The organism is Terrabacter sp. Soil811, from assembly GCF_001429655.1.
In the GTDB taxonomy this organism is placed as follows: Bacteria; Actinomycetota; Actinomycetes; order Actinomycetales; family Dermatophilaceae; genus Terrabacter.
The window spans coordinates 650,865-665,721 of record NZ_LMSX01000007.1; the positions used below are offsets into that span (position 1 = coordinate 650,865).

The 14,857-nt window shown below is 73.9% G+C and carries 17 protein-coding genes and 2 riboswitches; of the genes, 9 read left to right on the forward strand and 8 right to left on the reverse strand.

Going from position 1 to position 14,857, the window contains the following annotated elements:
* Both ASH01_RS09890 and ASH01_RS09895 read right to left on the reverse strand, forming a co-directional pair.
* Entirely contained in the window at nucleotides 1–1,005 is a 1,005-nt protein-coding gene (locus ASH01_RS09890; protein ID WP_056775338.1) for a DUF4037 domain-containing protein, read from the reverse strand.
* Nucleotides 1,006–1,065: 60 nt separating this feature from the next.
* Nucleotides 1,066–1,521, reverse strand: coding sequence for a DUF1801 domain-containing protein (locus ASH01_RS09895; RefSeq protein ID WP_056775341.1), 456 nt, complete (start codon nucleotides 1,519–1,521; stop codon nucleotides 1,066–1,068).
* Nucleotides 1,522–1,597: 76 nt separating this feature from the next.
* Here ASH01_RS09895 and ASH01_RS09900 point away from each other — a divergent pair, with 76 nt between their 5' ends.
* The gene (locus ASH01_RS09900; RefSeq protein WP_056774862.1) at nucleotides 1,598–1,888 is read left to right on the forward strand and encodes a DUF1905 domain-containing protein; all 291 of its coding nucleotides are present in this window, start codon (nucleotides 1,598–1,600) and stop codon (nucleotides 1,886–1,888) included.
* Between the two features lie 9 nt (nucleotides 1,889–1,897).
* Here ASH01_RS09900 and ASH01_RS09905 read toward each other — a convergent pair whose 3' ends face one another.
* From ASH01_RS09905 to cbiE, 5 genes are all read right to left on the reverse strand, one after another.
* Nucleotides 1,898–2,305, reverse strand: a complete 408-nt coding sequence (locus ASH01_RS09905; RefSeq protein ID WP_235508675.1) for a hypothetical protein — start codon at nucleotides 2,303–2,305, stop codon at nucleotides 1,898–1,900.
* Nucleotides 2,302–3,075: a CbtA family protein gene (locus ASH01_RS09910; RefSeq protein WP_056774865.1), complete on the reverse strand. Its 774-nt coding sequence runs from the start codon at nucleotides 3,073–3,075 to the stop codon at nucleotides 2,302–2,304. The genes ASH01_RS09905 and ASH01_RS09910 overlap by 4 nt, the downstream gene beginning before the upstream one ends.
* A gap of 1 nt (nucleotide 3,076) precedes the next feature.
* Complete coding sequence (locus ASH01_RS09915; protein ID WP_020143588.1) at nucleotides 3,077–3,283, reverse strand: CbtB domain-containing protein; 207 nt, start codon at nucleotides 3,281–3,283, stop codon at nucleotides 3,077–3,079.
* A 30-nt stretch (nucleotides 3,284–3,313) separates the two neighbouring features.
* Nucleotides 3,314–3,500: riboswitch (cobalamin riboswitch) on the reverse strand.
* A gap of 30 nt (nucleotides 3,501–3,530) precedes the next feature.
* On the reverse strand, nucleotides 3,531–4,295 hold the full coding sequence (gene cobM, locus ASH01_RS09920) for a precorrin-4 C(11)-methyltransferase (RefSeq protein WP_056774868.1): 765 nt from the start codon (nucleotides 4,293–4,295) through the stop codon (nucleotides 3,531–3,533).
* Nucleotides 4,292–5,521 (reverse strand): precorrin-6y C5,15-methyltransferase (decarboxylating) subunit CbiE, encoded by a 1,230-nt coding sequence (gene cbiE, locus ASH01_RS09925; RefSeq protein WP_082619640.1) that lies wholly within the window; start codon nucleotides 5,519–5,521, stop codon nucleotides 4,292–4,294. Before cbiE ends, cobM begins: the two co-directional genes overlap by 4 nt.
* Nucleotides 5,522–5,665: 144 nt before the next feature.
* Here cbiE and ASH01_RS09930 point away from each other — a divergent pair, with 144 nt between their 5' ends.
* The 8 genes from ASH01_RS09930 to ASH01_RS09965 all read left to right on the forward strand — a co-directional run bounded on the left by ASH01_RS09930 (nucleotide 5,666) and on the right by ASH01_RS09965 (nucleotide 14,429).
* Nucleotides 5,666–6,175 carry a hypothetical protein gene (locus tag ASH01_RS09930; RefSeq protein ID WP_056774872.1) on the forward strand — a complete coding sequence of 170 codons (510 nt, stop codon included), beginning with the start codon at nucleotides 5,666–5,668 and terminating at the stop codon, nucleotides 6,173–6,175.
* On the forward strand, nucleotides 6,172–6,924 hold the full coding sequence (locus tag ASH01_RS09935) for a hypothetical protein (protein ID WP_156415517.1): 753 nt from the start codon (nucleotides 6,172–6,174) through the stop codon (nucleotides 6,922–6,924). The genes ASH01_RS09930 and ASH01_RS09935 overlap by 4 nt, the downstream gene beginning before the upstream one ends.
* A gap of 30 nt (nucleotides 6,925–6,954) precedes the next feature.
* A riboswitch (cobalamin riboswitch) is annotated at nucleotides 6,955–7,075 on the forward strand.
* Nucleotides 7,076–7,133: 58 nt separating this feature from the next.
* Nucleotides 7,134–9,275 carry a VWA domain-containing protein gene (locus ASH01_RS09940; RefSeq protein ID WP_082619641.1) on the forward strand — a complete coding sequence of 714 codons (2,142 nt, stop codon included), beginning with the start codon at nucleotides 7,134–7,136 and terminating at the stop codon, nucleotides 9,273–9,275.
* A complete protein-coding gene (gene cobO / locus ASH01_RS09945; protein WP_235509587.1) occupies nucleotides 9,275–9,886 on the forward strand; it encodes a cob(I)yrinic acid a,c-diamide adenosyltransferase in 612 nt (203 codons plus the stop codon). The genes ASH01_RS09940 and cobO overlap by 1 nt, the downstream gene beginning before the upstream one ends.
* Nucleotides 9,883–11,418 (forward strand): cobyrinate a,c-diamide synthase, encoded by a 1,536-nt coding sequence (locus ASH01_RS23620; RefSeq protein WP_235509588.1) that lies wholly within the window; start codon nucleotides 9,883–9,885, stop codon nucleotides 11,416–11,418. Before cobO ends, ASH01_RS23620 begins: the two co-directional genes overlap by 4 nt.
* Entirely contained in the window at nucleotides 11,415–12,476 is a 1,062-nt protein-coding gene (cobC, locus tag ASH01_RS23625; protein ID WP_056774881.1) for an Rv2231c family pyridoxal phosphate-dependent protein CobC, read from the forward strand. Before ASH01_RS23620 ends, cobC begins: the two co-directional genes overlap by 4 nt.
* Nucleotides 12,466–13,476, forward strand: coding sequence for a uroporphyrinogen-III C-methyltransferase (gene cobA, locus ASH01_RS09960; protein ID WP_056774884.1), 1,011 nt, complete (start codon nucleotides 12,466–12,468; stop codon nucleotides 13,474–13,476). Before cobC ends, cobA begins: the two co-directional genes overlap by 11 nt.
* A complete protein-coding gene (locus ASH01_RS09965) occupies nucleotides 13,473–14,429 on the forward strand; it encodes a cobalamin biosynthesis protein (protein WP_056774888.1) in 957 nt (318 codons plus the stop codon). Before cobA ends, ASH01_RS09965 begins: the two co-directional genes overlap by 4 nt.
* On the opposite strand, the gene ASH01_RS09970 is transcribed toward ASH01_RS09965, so the two are convergent.
* A complete protein-coding gene (locus tag ASH01_RS09970; protein ID WP_056774889.1) occupies nucleotides 14,395–14,853 on the reverse strand; it encodes an MOSC domain-containing protein in 459 nt (152 codons plus the stop codon). The two genes, ASH01_RS09965 and ASH01_RS09970, sit on opposite strands and share 35 nt — an antisense overlap.
* Nucleotides 14,854–14,857: the final 4 nt, after the last annotated feature.

Below are 14,857 nucleotides of genomic sequence, written 5' to 3' on the forward strand. Positions count from 1 at the left end.
CTAGTCGAAGAGTCGCAGGAGCAGGTGTCGATTCTGCGGTGCCCAGATCAGCTCGCGGAACTGGTCCACGGGTCCGACCGGCCATCTCTGCGCAATGCTCACGACCGCTGGGTCCTGGATCAGAGGCAGGAGCAGGTCCGGGATGCCCGCCCACGCGACCTTGAAGGGTCGGTCCCACAACTGCACGACCTCCGTCGTGACCGGAGCCGTCAGACCGAGCGCGTTGTGCATCGCGGTCAGACGCTCGTACGCCGTCATGAGAGCCGCTTCGCGGTCCGGCCACGTTGCCGCGCGGCCTACGTTCCACAGGACCGGAGTCAGCTCCGAGCCACACTCCAGACGTGAGAAGGCCGTCCCGAACCATTTCGAGTACGGCGCGTATTGCCGTTCCATCAGGAACGCGAGCCGCATCAGGTCGCCGACCAGGCGCGACCCGATCAGCGAGGAGCCCAGCTCGTCGCCCGCAGCTCCCGCTCTGCCCACCAGGTTCATCTCCGGGTGCACGCGCCACCACCCGGCGATCAGCAGGTAGAGCCAGACGTCATGGGGATAGTGGGCCAGACGGTCGCGGGCCGTCTGCAGGTCCACCTCGTCGTGGAAGACGACGCCCGAGGTGAACGCACGTAACCCGTGCTCCGGCAGGGTCAGCCAGTCGCGCGGCTCGATGTCGTGGTCGATGTCCAGCTCCAGCTGTTGCCGGAGATAGCCGCGCACGGTGTGGACCGCATGGCCGGTCGGACGACCGGCGGAGGTCGCCGGCAGGTCGCGCTGCAGCGCCGCTCGCACCTCGGCACCGAGGCGCCGCTCGTCCTCCTCGGCAAGAAAGATCAGAGCACGGGGCTTCCAGTCGTGGTCCGTCGACATCTCATCATCGAAGCCGAGCACCTCCGACCCACGGCCGAGCAGCGCAGCAGAGTGCGGCACGCCGGGAAAGGTGGCGCTCAAGACGGGCTGCACGGCCTCGTCGTAGAACCGCCGGCTCAGCTCCGCCCCGGGAACGAACATCGACACGCCCCCACCTCCTCCGTGGACAGTGTTGACCCGACGGCTTGGTCGACCACGCCGCTATCTCTGCTCCGTGGACAACGGTCCGCAGCTCTGGTCGCCGGTCATGCCGTCGCGGATCGCCGCCTGGAGCGCATCGGCGTCGACGGCCGAGAGGCGCCTGAACTTGATGCAGTAGCCCGTGACGCTGGCCTTGCCGATCGAGTCTGCGTAGGTGCGCGCGAGGTAGGTCTTGTCCGCCAGGCCGAGCACGTACACGGAGATGCCCGTCGTGTTCGCGCTGAGGCCGATGCGGTAGAACTCGCGTGACGACCCGTCGGCATAGGTGATGGTGCGGACGCCATAGCCGATGTTGGGGTTGGCCACGACCCTGCCGTGCTCGTCCGAGCCGTCGATGAACCACAGCCGGCACGCGGGAAACTCCGCGAGCATCCGCGCGTGCAGCTCTCGGAGCTCGGTCTGCTTGGGCTCGGGCTGACCGGCGATGTAGGCCTCGACCTGCTGAGGAGTGTCCATCTCGGTCACGATGCTAGCCACGTCGGGCCGTCGCAGACCACGTCGAACGGAGCGACATCGGTGCCATCCTGTGGGCATGGAGCTGGAGTTCAGCGCCGAGGTCTGGGAGTGGCGGGGTCCGTCGCCCTACTACTTCGTCAGCGTGCCCGAGGACGAGTCGCAGGCGCTCCACGACGTCGCGCACGTCAGCTACGGCTGGGGCATGATCCCGGTCACCGCACGCATCGGGCGCACCCGGTGGACGACGTCGTTGTGGCCCAAGGACGGCGGCTACGTCGTCCCCCTCAAGGTCGCCGTCCGTCGCGCCGAGGACGTCGAGGAGGGTGACACCGTCGAGGTGGGGCTGGACGTCCGCGCCGACTCCTGATGCGGCGCCTCAGACCGCCGTCCACGTCAGCGACAGCCCGCTCGGGGCGAACACCTGCTGCGCGAGCGGCGCCGGCACGTCCGCGACACCCGGGCCGCCGAGCGCGACCCACCCGGTGACCGCGTCGACCGTCTCGTCGTCGAGCACGGCGCGCACCCACACGGGCCGACCGCCGGCGCGGCGACCGACCACCGACGGCGTCACGACGACGACGTTCGACTCGTCGCAGGCGAGCAGGCACGCGCTCCGCAGCACGCGGGCGCTCCCCCGGGTGCCGACCTCGAGGCGGGCCAGGAGCCCGTCGTGGTCGACCCCGGGGTGCTTGCGTTCCGTGCCGCAGCAGCAGTCACGGCACACGCGGACGATGCACGTGCGCGCGGAATCGCTGTCGGCAGAGGCGTTCTCGTGTGCCGTCACGCCGCCACGGGCTTGAGAGCCCGCTTGGGCGCGGCGACCCGTTCGAGGAGCAGCCCGAAGACGAGACCCAGCGTGAGCCACATCGTGGCGAGCTGTGCCAGGGAGGCGAGCCGGAAGTCCCAGAGCAGCGCCGCCGGCACGTCGGCCGGCACAGCATCGGGCGAGCCCGGCACGAGCACCAGCACGAGCACGACGAGCACCACGGTCGCGACGACGTCGATGGCCCACCGCGTGGCCGGCACCGTCCCTCGCGCCACGAGGCGCTGGTCGAGCACCGGCACGAGCAGGGCGATCGCGACCCCGAGGAGGAGGACGACGGCATAGACCAGCGTGCGCTGCCCGACTGTCCCCGGATCGCCGACTGCCGGCGGGTTCGACGGGATCTTCAGTGCCGGAAGGAGACTCACGGCTGCGAAGCCGATGGTGGCGAGCACCATCGAGCGGCCGAAGTCGCCCCGACCGGGGAGCCGCTCACGCATCCTGGCGAAGACGACGGCGAAGACGACCCCGACGGCGACCCCGACGAGGACCGCCGTCACGGCGCCACCGACGACCTGGGCGGCCCGCGACACGAGCGGCTCGTCGCCACCGTGGGTGGGCAGACCGGCGGGCGCCGACTGGCCGCCGTGCATCGAGCGCATGTCCTCGATGGCGAGGGCCCGACGGATGACCGGCTCGACGACGAGCCAGATGACGACGGCGGCCGCGAGACCTGCGGACACGCCGGCAAGGACCCCGCGCCGCAGCACGGAGCCGAAGCTCAGGCCCACCTCAGTGGCAGGGGACGCCGAGAGCGTGACGCGCGTCGTGCGTCAGCTCGTGGAGCATCTGCGCAGCGGGAGCGCTGAGCAGGGCGCCGTTCTCCTGCGAGACGAAGTAGAGCGCGAAGACGGCGAACGCCAACAGGGCCCACGCCCAGACGGGGACGCGGACGCTCGTGGACGGGGAGACGGCAGACGCCGATGCAGCAGTGGTCATGGCAGATTGACCCTTTCGTTCCATGCCTCGTGGACAGATCGCGCCGCAGCCGGTCTCCTGGCTTCCAGATCGTCACGCCTCCCCAGCCTTCCCAGCGACCCGGCGTCAACCTGAGGTCACCAGTGGCGAACGGTGGGGACTTGCTCCCTGGTCACAGTGGCGAGGACCACGTCGGAATCACACCGACTTCCCGTGCACTGCGGCACTCGCATCCTGACACAGCCCGTCCGGACACGCCACGGGGACCCTAGGCGCCCGGCGTGTTTCGGGTGATCCGCGTGCCGTAGAGGTGCGACTCGACGAAGTCGTCGGCGTCGCGCGCGGCGAGCGCGCGTCCGACGAGGATGACCGCGGCCTGACGCAGACCGGCGGCCTCGACCTGGTCGGCGATGTCGGCCAGGGTCCCGCGCAGCACGAGCTGGTCGGGCTGCTCGGCGTTGGCGACGACGACCACGGGGCAGTCGTCGCCGTAGTCGCCGACGAGCGACGCCATGAGCTCGCGGGTGCGGCGGATCGCGAGGTGCAGCACGAGCGTGGCCCGGGACCGCGCGAAGTGGGCGAGCGACTCCGTCTCGGGCATCTGCGTCGAGTCGCGGTGGGCCCGGGTCAGCACCACGGACTGCGCGACCTCGGGGACCGTCAGCTCGCGACCGATGAGGGCAGCAGCAGCGGCATACGCGGGAACGCCGGGCGTCACGTCCCACGGCACCCCCGCGCGGTCGAGCCGCCGGGTCTGCTCGGCGACGGCGGAGTAGAGCGAGGGGTCCCCGGAGCACAGCCGCGCCACGTCGTGACCGGCCGCGTGGGCGCGGACGCAGTGCTCGGTGATGGCGTCGAGGTCGAGGTGCTGGGTGTCCACGAGCTCGGCTCCCTCGGGGCAGTGCGCGAGCACCTCCGACCCGATGTAGGTGCCGGCATAGAGACACACCTGCGCCTCCCCGACGAGCCGTACCGCGCGGAGCGTCAGCAGGTCGGCGGCACCCGGGCCGGCACCGATGAAGTGGACCGTCATGCGTCAGTCTCCGAATCCGTCTGTGTCACAGGTCTTTCGACCGACCACTGCACGATCGACCGCGCAGGCTTCCAGCCGTGGAGCGACCCGATGGTGTCGAGGTCCTCGACGGCGATCCGGCTCATCGACCCACCGAGCCTGGCCCGGACCTCGTGGAGCAGCACCTCGGTCTCGACCGTGACGCCGTGGACGACGAGCCGTCCCCCCGGCACGAGTGCGGCCCAGCACGCGTCGAGCAGCGGGCCGGTGGCTCCGCCCCCCACGAAGACGGCGTCCGGACGGGGCAGCCCCGCGACCACGTCGATCGACGCCGCCTCGACGACCCGCACCCCGGGCACCCCGAGCGCACGGGCGTTGCGCCGCACCCGCTCGGCCCGCTCCGGGTCACGCTCGACCGTGTGGACCTCGTTGCGCGGGTGCTGCCGTGCGAACTCGATGCCGACCGACCCGGCGCCGGCGCCGAGGTCCCACATGACGTCGCCGGGCTGAGGGGCGAGGTGGGCCAGCGCGGCCGCCCGCACGACGCGCTTCGTCAGCTGCCCGTCGTGGTCGTATGCCGTCTCGTCGAGTCCCGGCACGAGCGACCTCGCGCTCCGGGCGGGACGGGGCTCGCACTCGACGCAGACCAGGTGCAGCCGAGGGGCGGGACGGCCGTCCCACGATGCGGCCAGCCCGTCGATGCGGGACTCCGCCGGTGAGCCGAGGTCACCGAGCACCGTGAGCCGGCTGCCGGCATACCCCTCCTCGACGAGCAGGGAGGCGATGCGCGCGGGGGCGTCGTCGCCCGACGTCAGCACGACGAGCCGGGCCCGCGGCGCCAGGTCACGGCGCAGCCGGTCGACATCTCGGCCCACGAGGGTGACGACGTCGGAATCCTCTGCGGCCCAATGCATCCGGGCTCGGGCGAGCGCAACCGACGAGACACCCGGGTGGATGCGTACGGCGGCGGCACCGAGCTCGCGCACGAGGGTCGACCCGATGCCCGAGACGAGCGGGTCCCCGCTCGCGAGCACGACGACCCGACCCGCACCGGCGTCGTCGAGCACGCGCCGCAGGCCCGGGAGCAAGGGCGACGGCCACGGCACGAGGCGCCGGCCGGGACGGACCCCGAGCATCGCGAGATGCCGCTCACCGCCGACGACGACCTCGGCCTCGTCGACGAGCCGGCGGCCGTCGGGGCCGAGGGACTCCAGCCCGGATGCACCCACGCCGACCACCTCGATCACAGCGGCGACCCTAGCGCGACGATCCGGTGGCATTCGTTATGACCGTTCCGGTGCGATACGCCCCATCTCGGCCCCATGATGTCTATCGCACGTCGTCGGGGGACGGCTGGCACCCAGATGGCGACACAGGGGAGGAACACCGAGATGACCGACGTCCACCCGGGCTCGGGGCAGGTCCCGACGCCCCGACTGACCACGATGAGCACGCGCGGGGGCCGCGTGTCGTTCGCCGTGCCCGAGCACTGGGACGCGATCGAGCTCTCGCCGGACGGGGACGTCGTCGCCGCCGTCGAGCCGGACGACTCCGACCGTTTCCGGACCAACGTCGTCCTCACGTTCGCCGACGTGCAGGGCTCGCTCGCCGAGTGGCAGCGCACGACGCAGCACCTGGAGTCGCAGGAGCTCGACGGCTACCTCCTCCTCGACCACGAGGAGATCACCGTGGGCGGCCACGTCGGGCTGCGCCGGCTCACGACCCACTCGACCCCTGCCCATGAGTCCGTGACCACCGAGTCGTGGACGACCCTCGTCGACGGCACGGGCATCACGCTGACCGCCCGGGTCGGCACCCTGCGACTCACGCACCTGGCACCCGTCCTCGACGCCGTCGCGGCGAGCCTCGTCATGCGGACCGACGGTCTGGTGCCTGCATGAGCGTGACGTTCGACGCCTCGACCACCCGTCTGCGGCTCGACGCCGACGCGTTCATCACCCTCGTGGAGTACGCCACCGACCCCGAGGGTGCCTGCGAGGACGTCGTGGAGCGCCTCAGCGACGCCGGCGCGGTCGCCGACGGAGCCCCGCACCCCGTCCTGCGCAACGCCTTGGCCGCCGTCACCAGCTCGCTCGGCTCGCTCCAGGTGCTCGTCACCGGACCCGACGGAGTGCGCCTCCACCAGGCCTGGGTGGCCTTCGTCAGCGCCATGCTCACCGACCTCGCCGACGGCACCTACGACTTCGCAGCCCTGAGCACCGAGTTCGTGCCGACGACCATCGCGCAGCTGACCGGGCTGCGGGCCCGGCCCCGTCTCGACGCGGCGTCGGCCGTCGTCGACGAGTCGCTGCTCGACGACCTCGCCTCCAACTCCGTGGCCGCCCGCACCGCCGGCAGCGAGGCCCTCGCCGACCTGCTCGCCCCGTGGCCCCGCGCCGGCGCGGCCGTGCGTGCCGGACTGTGGCAGCTGTCGGTCGTCGACATCGCCTTCCAGGCCCGGGACCGCACCGTCGTGCGTCGACTCGCGTGGGTCGACGTCGACGCCGGACTGCTCCGGGTCGAGGCCGACGAGCACGGTCCTGCCCTGGTGCCGACGACGTCGACCGCCGTGTGGCGGGCCATCGTGTCGATCCTGCCGACCGACGCCGAGACGGGCACCGAGACCGGCACCGTGGCGCAGTCGGCCTGAGCCGCCGGGCGCCGCACCCCGGCGACGTGGCAGACTGCCGCTGGCGACTGGGAGAGGAATCCGGTGCGAATCCGGAGCGGTCCCGCCACTGTGAACCTCCGACCACGCGGTCGGCGGAAGCCAGGGCATCTCCCGTCGCTGGTCGCGCCCGCCCGGGCGCGTCCGGTCCACCGACGCGGGCGCGGCACCCGCAGGAGGCTCGCAGTCACATGCGCGACGGCTCGAACGACGTCCCGAACGACGTCCCGAACGATGTCCTGAACGACCCTGACCAGCACGGGTCACCACCCGGCACCTTCCCCTTCTCGGCGGTCGTCGGCTCCGACGACCTGACCCTGGCGCTCGTCCTCACGGCGGTCTCGCCGGAGGTGGGCGGCGTGCTCGTGCGCGGCGAGAAGGGCACGGCGAAGTCGACGATGGTGCGCGGCCTCGCCGCCGTGCTCCCCCGCCAGCAGGTCGTCGCCGGCTGCCGCTTCGGCTGCGCACCGGGCGACGGCGCCGGATGCCCGGACGGACCGCACGACCCGGACGCCGCGGCCGGCACCCGAGCGGCCCGCCTCGTCGAGCTGCCGATCGGCGCCACCGAGGACCGTGTCGTCGGGTCCCTCGACCTCGAGCGGGCGCTGGGACGCGGCGAGACGGCATACCAGCCCGGCCTGCTCGCGGCCGCGAACCGCGGCATCCTCTACGTCGACGAGGTCAACCTCCTCCACGACCACCTCGTCGACCTGCTGCTCGACGCGGCTGCCATGGGCCGCAACACCGTCGAGCGCGACGGCGTCTCGGTCTCGCACGCCGCCCGGATCGTCCTCGTCGGGACGATGAACCCCGAGGAGGGCGAGCTGCGCCCGCAGCTGCTCGACCGCTTCGGGCTGACCGTCGAGGTCGCCGCGCCCCGGGAGCCCGCGCTGCGCGCCGAGGTCGTACGCCGCCGGCTGGCCTTCGACGCGTCGCCGGCTGCGTTCGCGGCCCGGTTCGAGGACGACCAGGAGGCGCTCCGCGGGCGGATCGCCGCCGCGCGGTCGCGGGTCGGAACCGTGACCCTGACGGACGAGATGCTGACCCGGATCGCGGTCGTCTGCGCCGGCTTCGAGGTCGACGGTCTGCGCGCCGACATCGTCACGGCACGCGCCGCCGTCGCCCACGCGGCCTGGTCGGGACGCACGGTGGTCACCGTCGCCGACGTCCGGGCGGCTGCCCGGCTGGCGTTGCCGCACCGCCGGCGCCGCAACCCGTTCGACTCCCCCGGGATCGACGAGGACCTCCTCGACGAGCTCCTCGGCGACGACGAGCCGGACCCCGAGCCGGATCCGGGACCGGGTGACGGCGGGGAGCCGGAGCCTGCCGACCACGACCACGACCACGACCGCGACGACGAGGCGCAGCCGAGCTCGTCGTCGGAGACGGCACGGACCGACGGGCAGGAGTCGCCACGACAGCCCGAGCCCCAGCACGCCGAGCTCGAGCCGGGGCTCGGTGAGGGCAGCGAGGGCGTCGACGGCGTGGAGAGCGAGGTGCCCGCGGCTTCGGCGGTGAGCGCGGCCGATGAGCCCTACCGAGCGAAGCTGCTGCGCGCCAAGGGGATCGGGCAGGGCGACCCGGGACGCCGGTCGGCCGCCCTCACGAGCACGGGACGCCGCGTCGGCTCGACGACCGCCCGCACCGGGCCGGTTCACGTGCCCGCGACGATCCGCGCGGCCGCGGGACGCGGCGCCACGGGCGACCGGTCGGGACGCCTGCGCGTGCTCCCCGGCGACCTGCGCCGCTCGGTCCTGCAGGGTCGGGAGTCCAACCTCGTGCTGCTCTGCGTCGACGCGTCCGGGTCGATGGCCGCCCGCAAGCGCATGGAGGCCGTGAAGTCGGCGGTGCTCTCGCTGCTCCTCGACGCCTACCAGCGGCGCGACAAGGTCGGCCTCGTGACCTTCCGCGGGTCCGACGCCGAGCTCACCCTGCCGCCGACCGGCTCGGTCGACATCGCGGCCCGGCGGCTTCGCGACCTGCCCCACGGCGGACGGACGCCGCTCGCGGAAGGGCTCGGGACGGCATTCGACACGTTGCGCGTCGAGCGCCTGCGCGACCCCAACCGGCGCGCGCTCCTCGTCGTCGTCACGGACGGCCGGGCCACGAGCGGCGCCGACGCGCTGGGCCGCGCCGCGCGCGTCGCCACCCGGCTTCGCGGCGAAGGAGTCGAGAGCGTCGTGCTCGACTGCGAGTCGGGGCGCTTCCGGATGGGGCTGGCGGCCCGGCTCGCCGAGCACCTCGGCGCCGAGCACCTGCCCGTCGGCGAGCTCGCCGCGTCGGCCATCGTCGGCGCGGCACGCATGCCGCGCCCGACGGGACGGGCCGCCTGATGCGCGGCCGGCCGACGACCGTCCCCGAGGACGGCCTCACGACGCGCCAGCGTCGCAACCGGCCCCTGCTCATCGTCAACACCGGCGACGGCAAGGGGAAGTCGACGGCCGCCTTCGGCCTCGCCCTCCGCGGCTGGAACCAGGGCTGGTCGGTCGGCGTGTTCCAGTTCGTCAAGAGCGCGAAGTGGCGCATCGGCGAGCAGACCGCCGTCGAGACCCTCGCCGAGCTGCACCGCGAGACCGGCAAGGGCGGTCCGATGGAGTGGCACAAGATGGGCGCCGGCTGGTCCTGGACCCGCAAGGAGGGCACCGAGGACGACCACGCCGAGGCGGCTCGCGAGGGGTGGGCGGAGATCAAGCGCCGGCTCGCTGCCGAGACGCACGCCGTCTACGTCCTCGACGAGTTCACCTACCCGATGGCGTGGGGCTGGATCGACGTCGACGACGTCGTCGCGACCCTGCGCGAGCGCCCGGGCCACCAGCACGTCGTCATCACCGGACGTCGCTGCCCGCAGGCCGTCCTCGACCTCGCCGACCTCGTGACCGAGATGACCAAGGTCAAGCACCCGTTCGACGAGGGCCAGAAGGGCCAGCGAGGGATCGAGTGGTGAGCGCCTTCAGCAGCGCGGTCGACGCCGCCGTCGGCTCGGCGATCGGCACCGCCCTCGGCCGGCTCTCCGCCGGGCCCGCCGGGCCCGACGGGCCCGACGTGCCCGGCGCCACCGCTCTGCCTCGACTCGTCGTCGCGGCCCCCGGCTCGGGCCACGGCAAGACGACCGTCGCGACGGGGCTCATGGCCGCGCTGCGCGCCCGTGGTCTAGGGGTCTCGGGGTTCAAGGTGGGCCCGGACTTCATCGACCCCGGCTACCACGCGCTCGCGACGGGCCGCCCGGGTCGCAACCTCGACCCCTTCCTCTGCGGCCAGGACCAGGTGGCGCCGCTCCTCGTGCACGGCGCGACCGCCGGCGGACCGACCGACGTCGCCGTCGTCGAGGGCGTCATGGGGCTCTTCGACGGGCGCATCGGCGGCGACGGCTACGCGTCGACCGCGCACGTCGCGACCCTGACCCGCACGCCGGTCGTGCTCGCCCTCGACGTCAGCCACATGACGCGCACCGCGGCCGCGATCGTCCACGGCCTCGCGACCTTCGAGCCCGGGGTCCGCGTCGCCGGGGTCGTCCTCAACAAGGCTGCGTCGGGCCGGCACACCCGCGAGGTCTGGTCAGCGCTCGAGGCGACCGGGGTCCCGGTCCTCGGAGTGCTGCCGCGCGACGCCGGCATCGAGGCGCCGTCGCGTCACCTCGGCCTCGTGCCCGCCGCCGAGCGCGAGGAGGCCGCCCGGTCGGTGCGGCTGCTCGCCGAGCGCGTGGCCGAGCACGTCGACCTCGACGCGGTGCTGTCGATCGCCCGGTCGGCCCCCGACCTCGAGGTCCCGGCGTGGGACGCTGCCACCGTCCTCGGCGAGGCCGCCCGGCCGGCCCCGACCGGGCGGCGTCCCGTCGTGGCCGTCGCGGGCGGCCGTGCCTTCACCTTCCGCTACGCGGAGACCGACGAGCTGCTCCGGGCCGCGGGCCTCGAGCCGGTCGTCTTCGACCCGCTCCACGCGCGGTCGCTGCCCGCGGGCACGGCCGGGCTCTACCTCGGCGGCGGCTTCCCCGAGGTCCACGCCGAGGACCTGTCCGCGAACTCCGCCCTGCGCGAGGACATCCTGGATGCCGTCCGCGGCGGCCTGCCGACCGTGGCCGAGTGCGCGGGCATGCTCTACCTCTCCGAGTCCGTCGACGGCCACGAGATGGTCGGCGCGATCCCGACGGTGGGCGCGATGGGCCCACGCCTCACCTTGGGCTACCGCACCGCGATCGCCCCGGGCGACTCGGTGCTCTCGGTGGCCGGCACCCGCGTGACGGGCCATGAGTTCCACCGGACGACCGTGGGCGGCGAGCAGCGGCCCAGCTCGGCGGCCTGGCTGCTCGACGGGACGCCCGACGGCTTCGCCCTCGACCCCGCCGGCACCGGCCGCGCCACCCTGCACGCGTCCTACCTCCACACCCACTGGGCGGGTCACCCCCGGCTCGCTGCCCGCTTCGCCGAGGCCGTCCACGCGTATGCCGTCACGACCGCCTCGCGCCGGAAGGCGTCGTGAGCGGGCACGTCGACCTGCACCACCACGGCGACCAGGACGTCGTCCCCGGTCTCGTCGACCTCGCCGTCAACGTCCGGCTGCCGGCGCCGCCGCCATGGCTCGCCGACGTCATCGCGGTCTCGCTGCACGACCTCGGGAGATACCCGGACCCGTCAGCGGCGGTCGCTGCCATCGCACGACGGCACCGCGTCGACCCTGAGTGCGTGCTGCCGACCGCGGGAGGGGCCGAGGCGTTCACGCTCGTCGCCCGCGCGGTCGCCGGCAGCCGCTCCGTCGTCGTGCACCCGCAGTTCACCGAGCCCGAGGCAGCCCTCGTCGCAGCCGGTCGACCGGTCGACCGGTGCGTGCTGCCGCACGAGAACGGCTTCCGCCTCGATCCGTCGTCCTTCGGCCCGTCCGGCGAGCACGCCGCCGCCGACCTCGTCGTCGTCGGCAACCCGACGAACCCCACGGGGGTGCTGCACCCCGCCGGCGACGTGCGGTCGCTGCGCCGGAGCGGGCGCGTCGTCGTCATCGACGAGGCCTTCATGGACGCCGTGCCGGGCGAGCCCGAGTCGGTCGTCGGTCGCGACCTCGAAGGGCTGATCGTCGTCCGGTCGCTGACGAAGACGTGGGGCCTGGCCGGCCTGCGTGCCGGCTACGTCGTCGGCGACCCTGCGCTCGTCGCCGGCCTCCGTGGCGTGCAGCCGCCGTGGGCCGTCTCGAGCCCTGCCCTCGCCGCCACGGTCGCCTGCCTGTCCGAGCGCGCCGTCGCCGAGGCGGAGGCAGCGGCCGTGTCCTTTGCCGCCGACCGTGCAGTGCTCGTGGGCGAGCTCGCCGCCGTCGGGCTGCGCACCGCGGCCCCGTCGGCGGCGCCCTTCGTCCTCGTGGACACGAGCCCTGTCGGCGCAGAGTCCGTCCGCGAGGACCTCGCCCGCCTCGGGTTCGCCGTGCGCCGGGGCGAGACGTTCCCCGGCCTCGGCCCGACGTGGATCCGGCTCGCCGTGCGTGACCCCGCGACCTCACGCGGCGTCGCCGCGGCGCTCGACGACCTGAGGAGACTCCGCCATGTCGCCTGAGCTGAGCTTCTCCGGCCTCTCCGTCCTCGTCGCGCGGATCGCTCCGCACTCGGTCGCGACGGTCCATGCGCTCCTGCGCGACGGGGCCCGCGTGACCGTCGCCGCGGCGCTCGACGACCTGCCCACCTCCCTGCGCGACCTCGCCGAACGCGGGCTCGTCACGCTCGCCCCGCAGGCCGACCCGACGGCCTACGACGTCGTCCTGCGCGGCGACCCGTCGACGTCTCCCGCGCCGCCCCCCGAAGCCGCTGTCGCGGAAGGCCACCCCGTGGTCGGGACGGTGACGCTGCTCGGGGGTGGCCTCGGCGACCCCGGCCTGCTGACGGTCGCCGGCATCGAGGCCGTTCGGCAGGCCGACGTCATCGTCCATGACCGGCTCGCGCCGCTCAGCGCGCTGCGGCACGCCCGCGATGACGTGCACGTCGTCGACGTCGGCAAGATCCCGCGCGGCGACTTCACACCCCAGGAGCGGATCAACGACCTTCTCGTCGAGCACGCCCTGGCCGGTCGGAACGTCCTGCGCTTCAAGGGCGGCGACAACTTCGTCTTCGGTCGCGGTGGTGAGGAGGCCGAGGCCTGCGCGGCGCGTGGCATCCCCGTCGTCGTCATCCCGGGCATCTCGTCGAGCATCGCCGCACCGGCCCTCGCCGGCATCCCCGTCACGCACCGCAGCCTCGTGCAGGGCTTCACCGTCGTGAGCGCCCACGTGCCGCCGGGCGACCCGCGCAGCACTCTCGACTGGGGGGCCATCGCCCGGAGCCGCACGACGATCGTCGTGCTCATGGGTGTCGCCACGCTGGGAGCGGTCGCCGAGACCCTCGTCGCCGAGGGTCTGTCGCCGGAGACCCCTGCGGCGGTCGTGGCCGACGCAGGGCTGCCGAGCATGCGAACGGTCCGGGCACCCCTGCGCGACATCGACGCCCGCGCCCGCCGTGACGGCCTCGGCGCCCCTGCCGTCGTCGTCATCGGTGACGTCGCGGCCCTCGACGTCCTCCGATGAGCCGGTCCGCCGGGCTGGTCCTGGGCTGGGCGCTCGACCAGGTATTCGGTGACCCGCGCCGCTGGCACCCCGTGGCCGGGTTCGGCTCGGCCGCAACGGCCCTCGAGCAGCGGACGTACGCCGTCCGGCGAGCTCGCGGCGTCTCGCACGTCGCGCTGCTCGTGGGCGCCACCGCCGGCCTCGGCGTCGTGGCCGAGCGGTCGACGCGGCGCAGCGACGTCGCCCACACCCTCGTGACCGCCGCGGCGACCTGGGCCGTGCTCGGCGGTCGCTCACTGACGCGCGAGGCGTCCACGATCGACGGCCAGCTGCGGCGGGGTGACCTCGAGGCCGCCCGGGTGCAGGTGCGCCACCTCGTCGGGCGGGACACGACGCGGCTCGACGCCGACGAGGTCGCCCGCGCCTGCATCGAGTCGCTCGCCGAGAACACGTCCGACGCGGTCGTCGCGCCGCTCCTCTGGGGCGCTCTGCTCGGCGTCCCAGGGCTGCTCGTCTATCGCGCCGTCAACACGCTCGACGCGATGGTCGGCCACCGCAACGACCGCTACCGCGAGTTCGGCTGGGCCGCAGCGAGGCTCGACGACGTCGTCAACTGGGTCCCGGCCCGGGTCGCGGCCGCCCTGGCCCTGGCGAGCGCCGGGTCCAGGGAGCGAGCCGTCGCCGGCTGGGCGGCCGTCCGGCGTGACGCCCCGGCCCACCCGAGCCCGAACGGCGGCGTCGTCGAGGCCGCCTTCGCCGGCGTGCTCGGGGTGCGGCTCGGGGGATCGAACGTCTACGACGGCGAGAGCGAGGACCGCGGCACCCTCGGCGCCGGCCCGGCGGCGAGGGCCCACGACATCGGCCCGGCCGCCCGCCTCGCGCGACGCGTGAGCGTCGGCTCCCTCGCCGTCGCCGTCGCTGTCGCGGCCGCGACAGCGCTCAGGGGGCGAGGTCGACCTCGTCGCCGACGCTGATCGTCCCGGACGTCAGCAACCGGAAGACCGTCCCCGCCCGTGCGTGCAGCGCCCGCGCCGCGCCCGGTCCGAGGTTGTCGTCGAGGAGGCGGCAGGGCGCCGCGATGCGGACGACCTCGAGCTCGACGTCGCCGATGGTGATGCGGGTGCCCGGCTTCGTCGGGATCACGCCGCCGGAGATCGTCAGGTTGCGACGCGTCAGGCCCGGGTCGACCGGACGCCCGAGGTCGGCAGCGGCGGCCTCGAGGTCGGGGAGCGACTGGATCGTCACGTGCCGGTGCTTGCTGCCGTGGTAGCGGTCACCGACGAGCCCGGCGCCCGCCTCCGCCTCGACGCTCGGCACCGAGCGCGTCGGCAGCCGGCGCCCCTTGGCGACGTGGATCCCGACGACGGTCGGCGGCGCGGCAGGTGGGTCGAGGTGCATGCCG

Excerpts from the sequence above, each read along its gene's own strand:
- ASH01_RS09890 (WP_056775338.1), bottom strand. The coding sequence starts at position 1,005 with ATGTTCGTTCCCGGGGCGGAGCTGAGCCGGCGGTTCTACGACGAGGCC.
- ASH01_RS09895 (WP_056775341.1), bottom strand. The coding sequence starts at position 1,521 with ATGGACACTCCTCAGCAGGTCGAGGCCTACATCGCCGGTCAGCCCGAG.
- ASH01_RS09900 (WP_056774862.1), top strand. The coding sequence starts at position 1,598 with ATGGAGCTGGAGTTCAGCGCCGAGGTCTGGGAGTGGCGGGGTCCGTCG.
- ASH01_RS09915 (WP_020143588.1), bottom strand. The coding sequence starts at position 3,283 with ATGACCACTGCTGCATCGGCGTCTGCCGTCTCCCCGTCCACGAGCGTC.
- cobM (WP_056774868.1), bottom strand. The coding sequence starts at position 4,295 with ATGACGGTCCACTTCATCGGTGCCGGCCCGGGTGCCGCCGACCTGCTG.
- ASH01_RS09930 (WP_056774872.1), top strand. The coding sequence starts at position 5,666 with ATGACCGACGTCCACCCGGGCTCGGGGCAGGTCCCGACGCCCCGACTG.
- ASH01_RS09935 (WP_156415517.1), top strand. The coding sequence starts at position 6,172 with ATGAGCGTGACGTTCGACGCCTCGACCACCCGTCTGCGGCTCGACGCC.
- ASH01_RS09940 (WP_082619641.1), top strand. The coding sequence starts at position 7,134 with ATGCGCGACGGCTCGAACGACGTCCCGAACGACGTCCCGAACGATGTC.
- cobO (WP_235509587.1), top strand. The coding sequence starts at position 9,275 with ATGCGCGGCCGGCCGACGACCGTCCCCGAGGACGGCCTCACGACGCGC.
- cobA (WP_056774884.1), top strand. The coding sequence starts at position 12,466 with ATGTCGCCTGAGCTGAGCTTCTCCGGCCTCTCCGTCCTCGTCGCGCGG.
- ASH01_RS09965 (WP_056774888.1), top strand. The coding sequence starts at position 13,473 with ATGAGCCGGTCCGCCGGGCTGGTCCTGGGCTGGGCGCTCGACCAGGTA.
- ASH01_RS09970 (WP_056774889.1), bottom strand. The coding sequence starts at position 14,853 with ATGCACCTCGACCCACCTGCCGCGCCGCCGACCGTCGTCGGGATCCAC.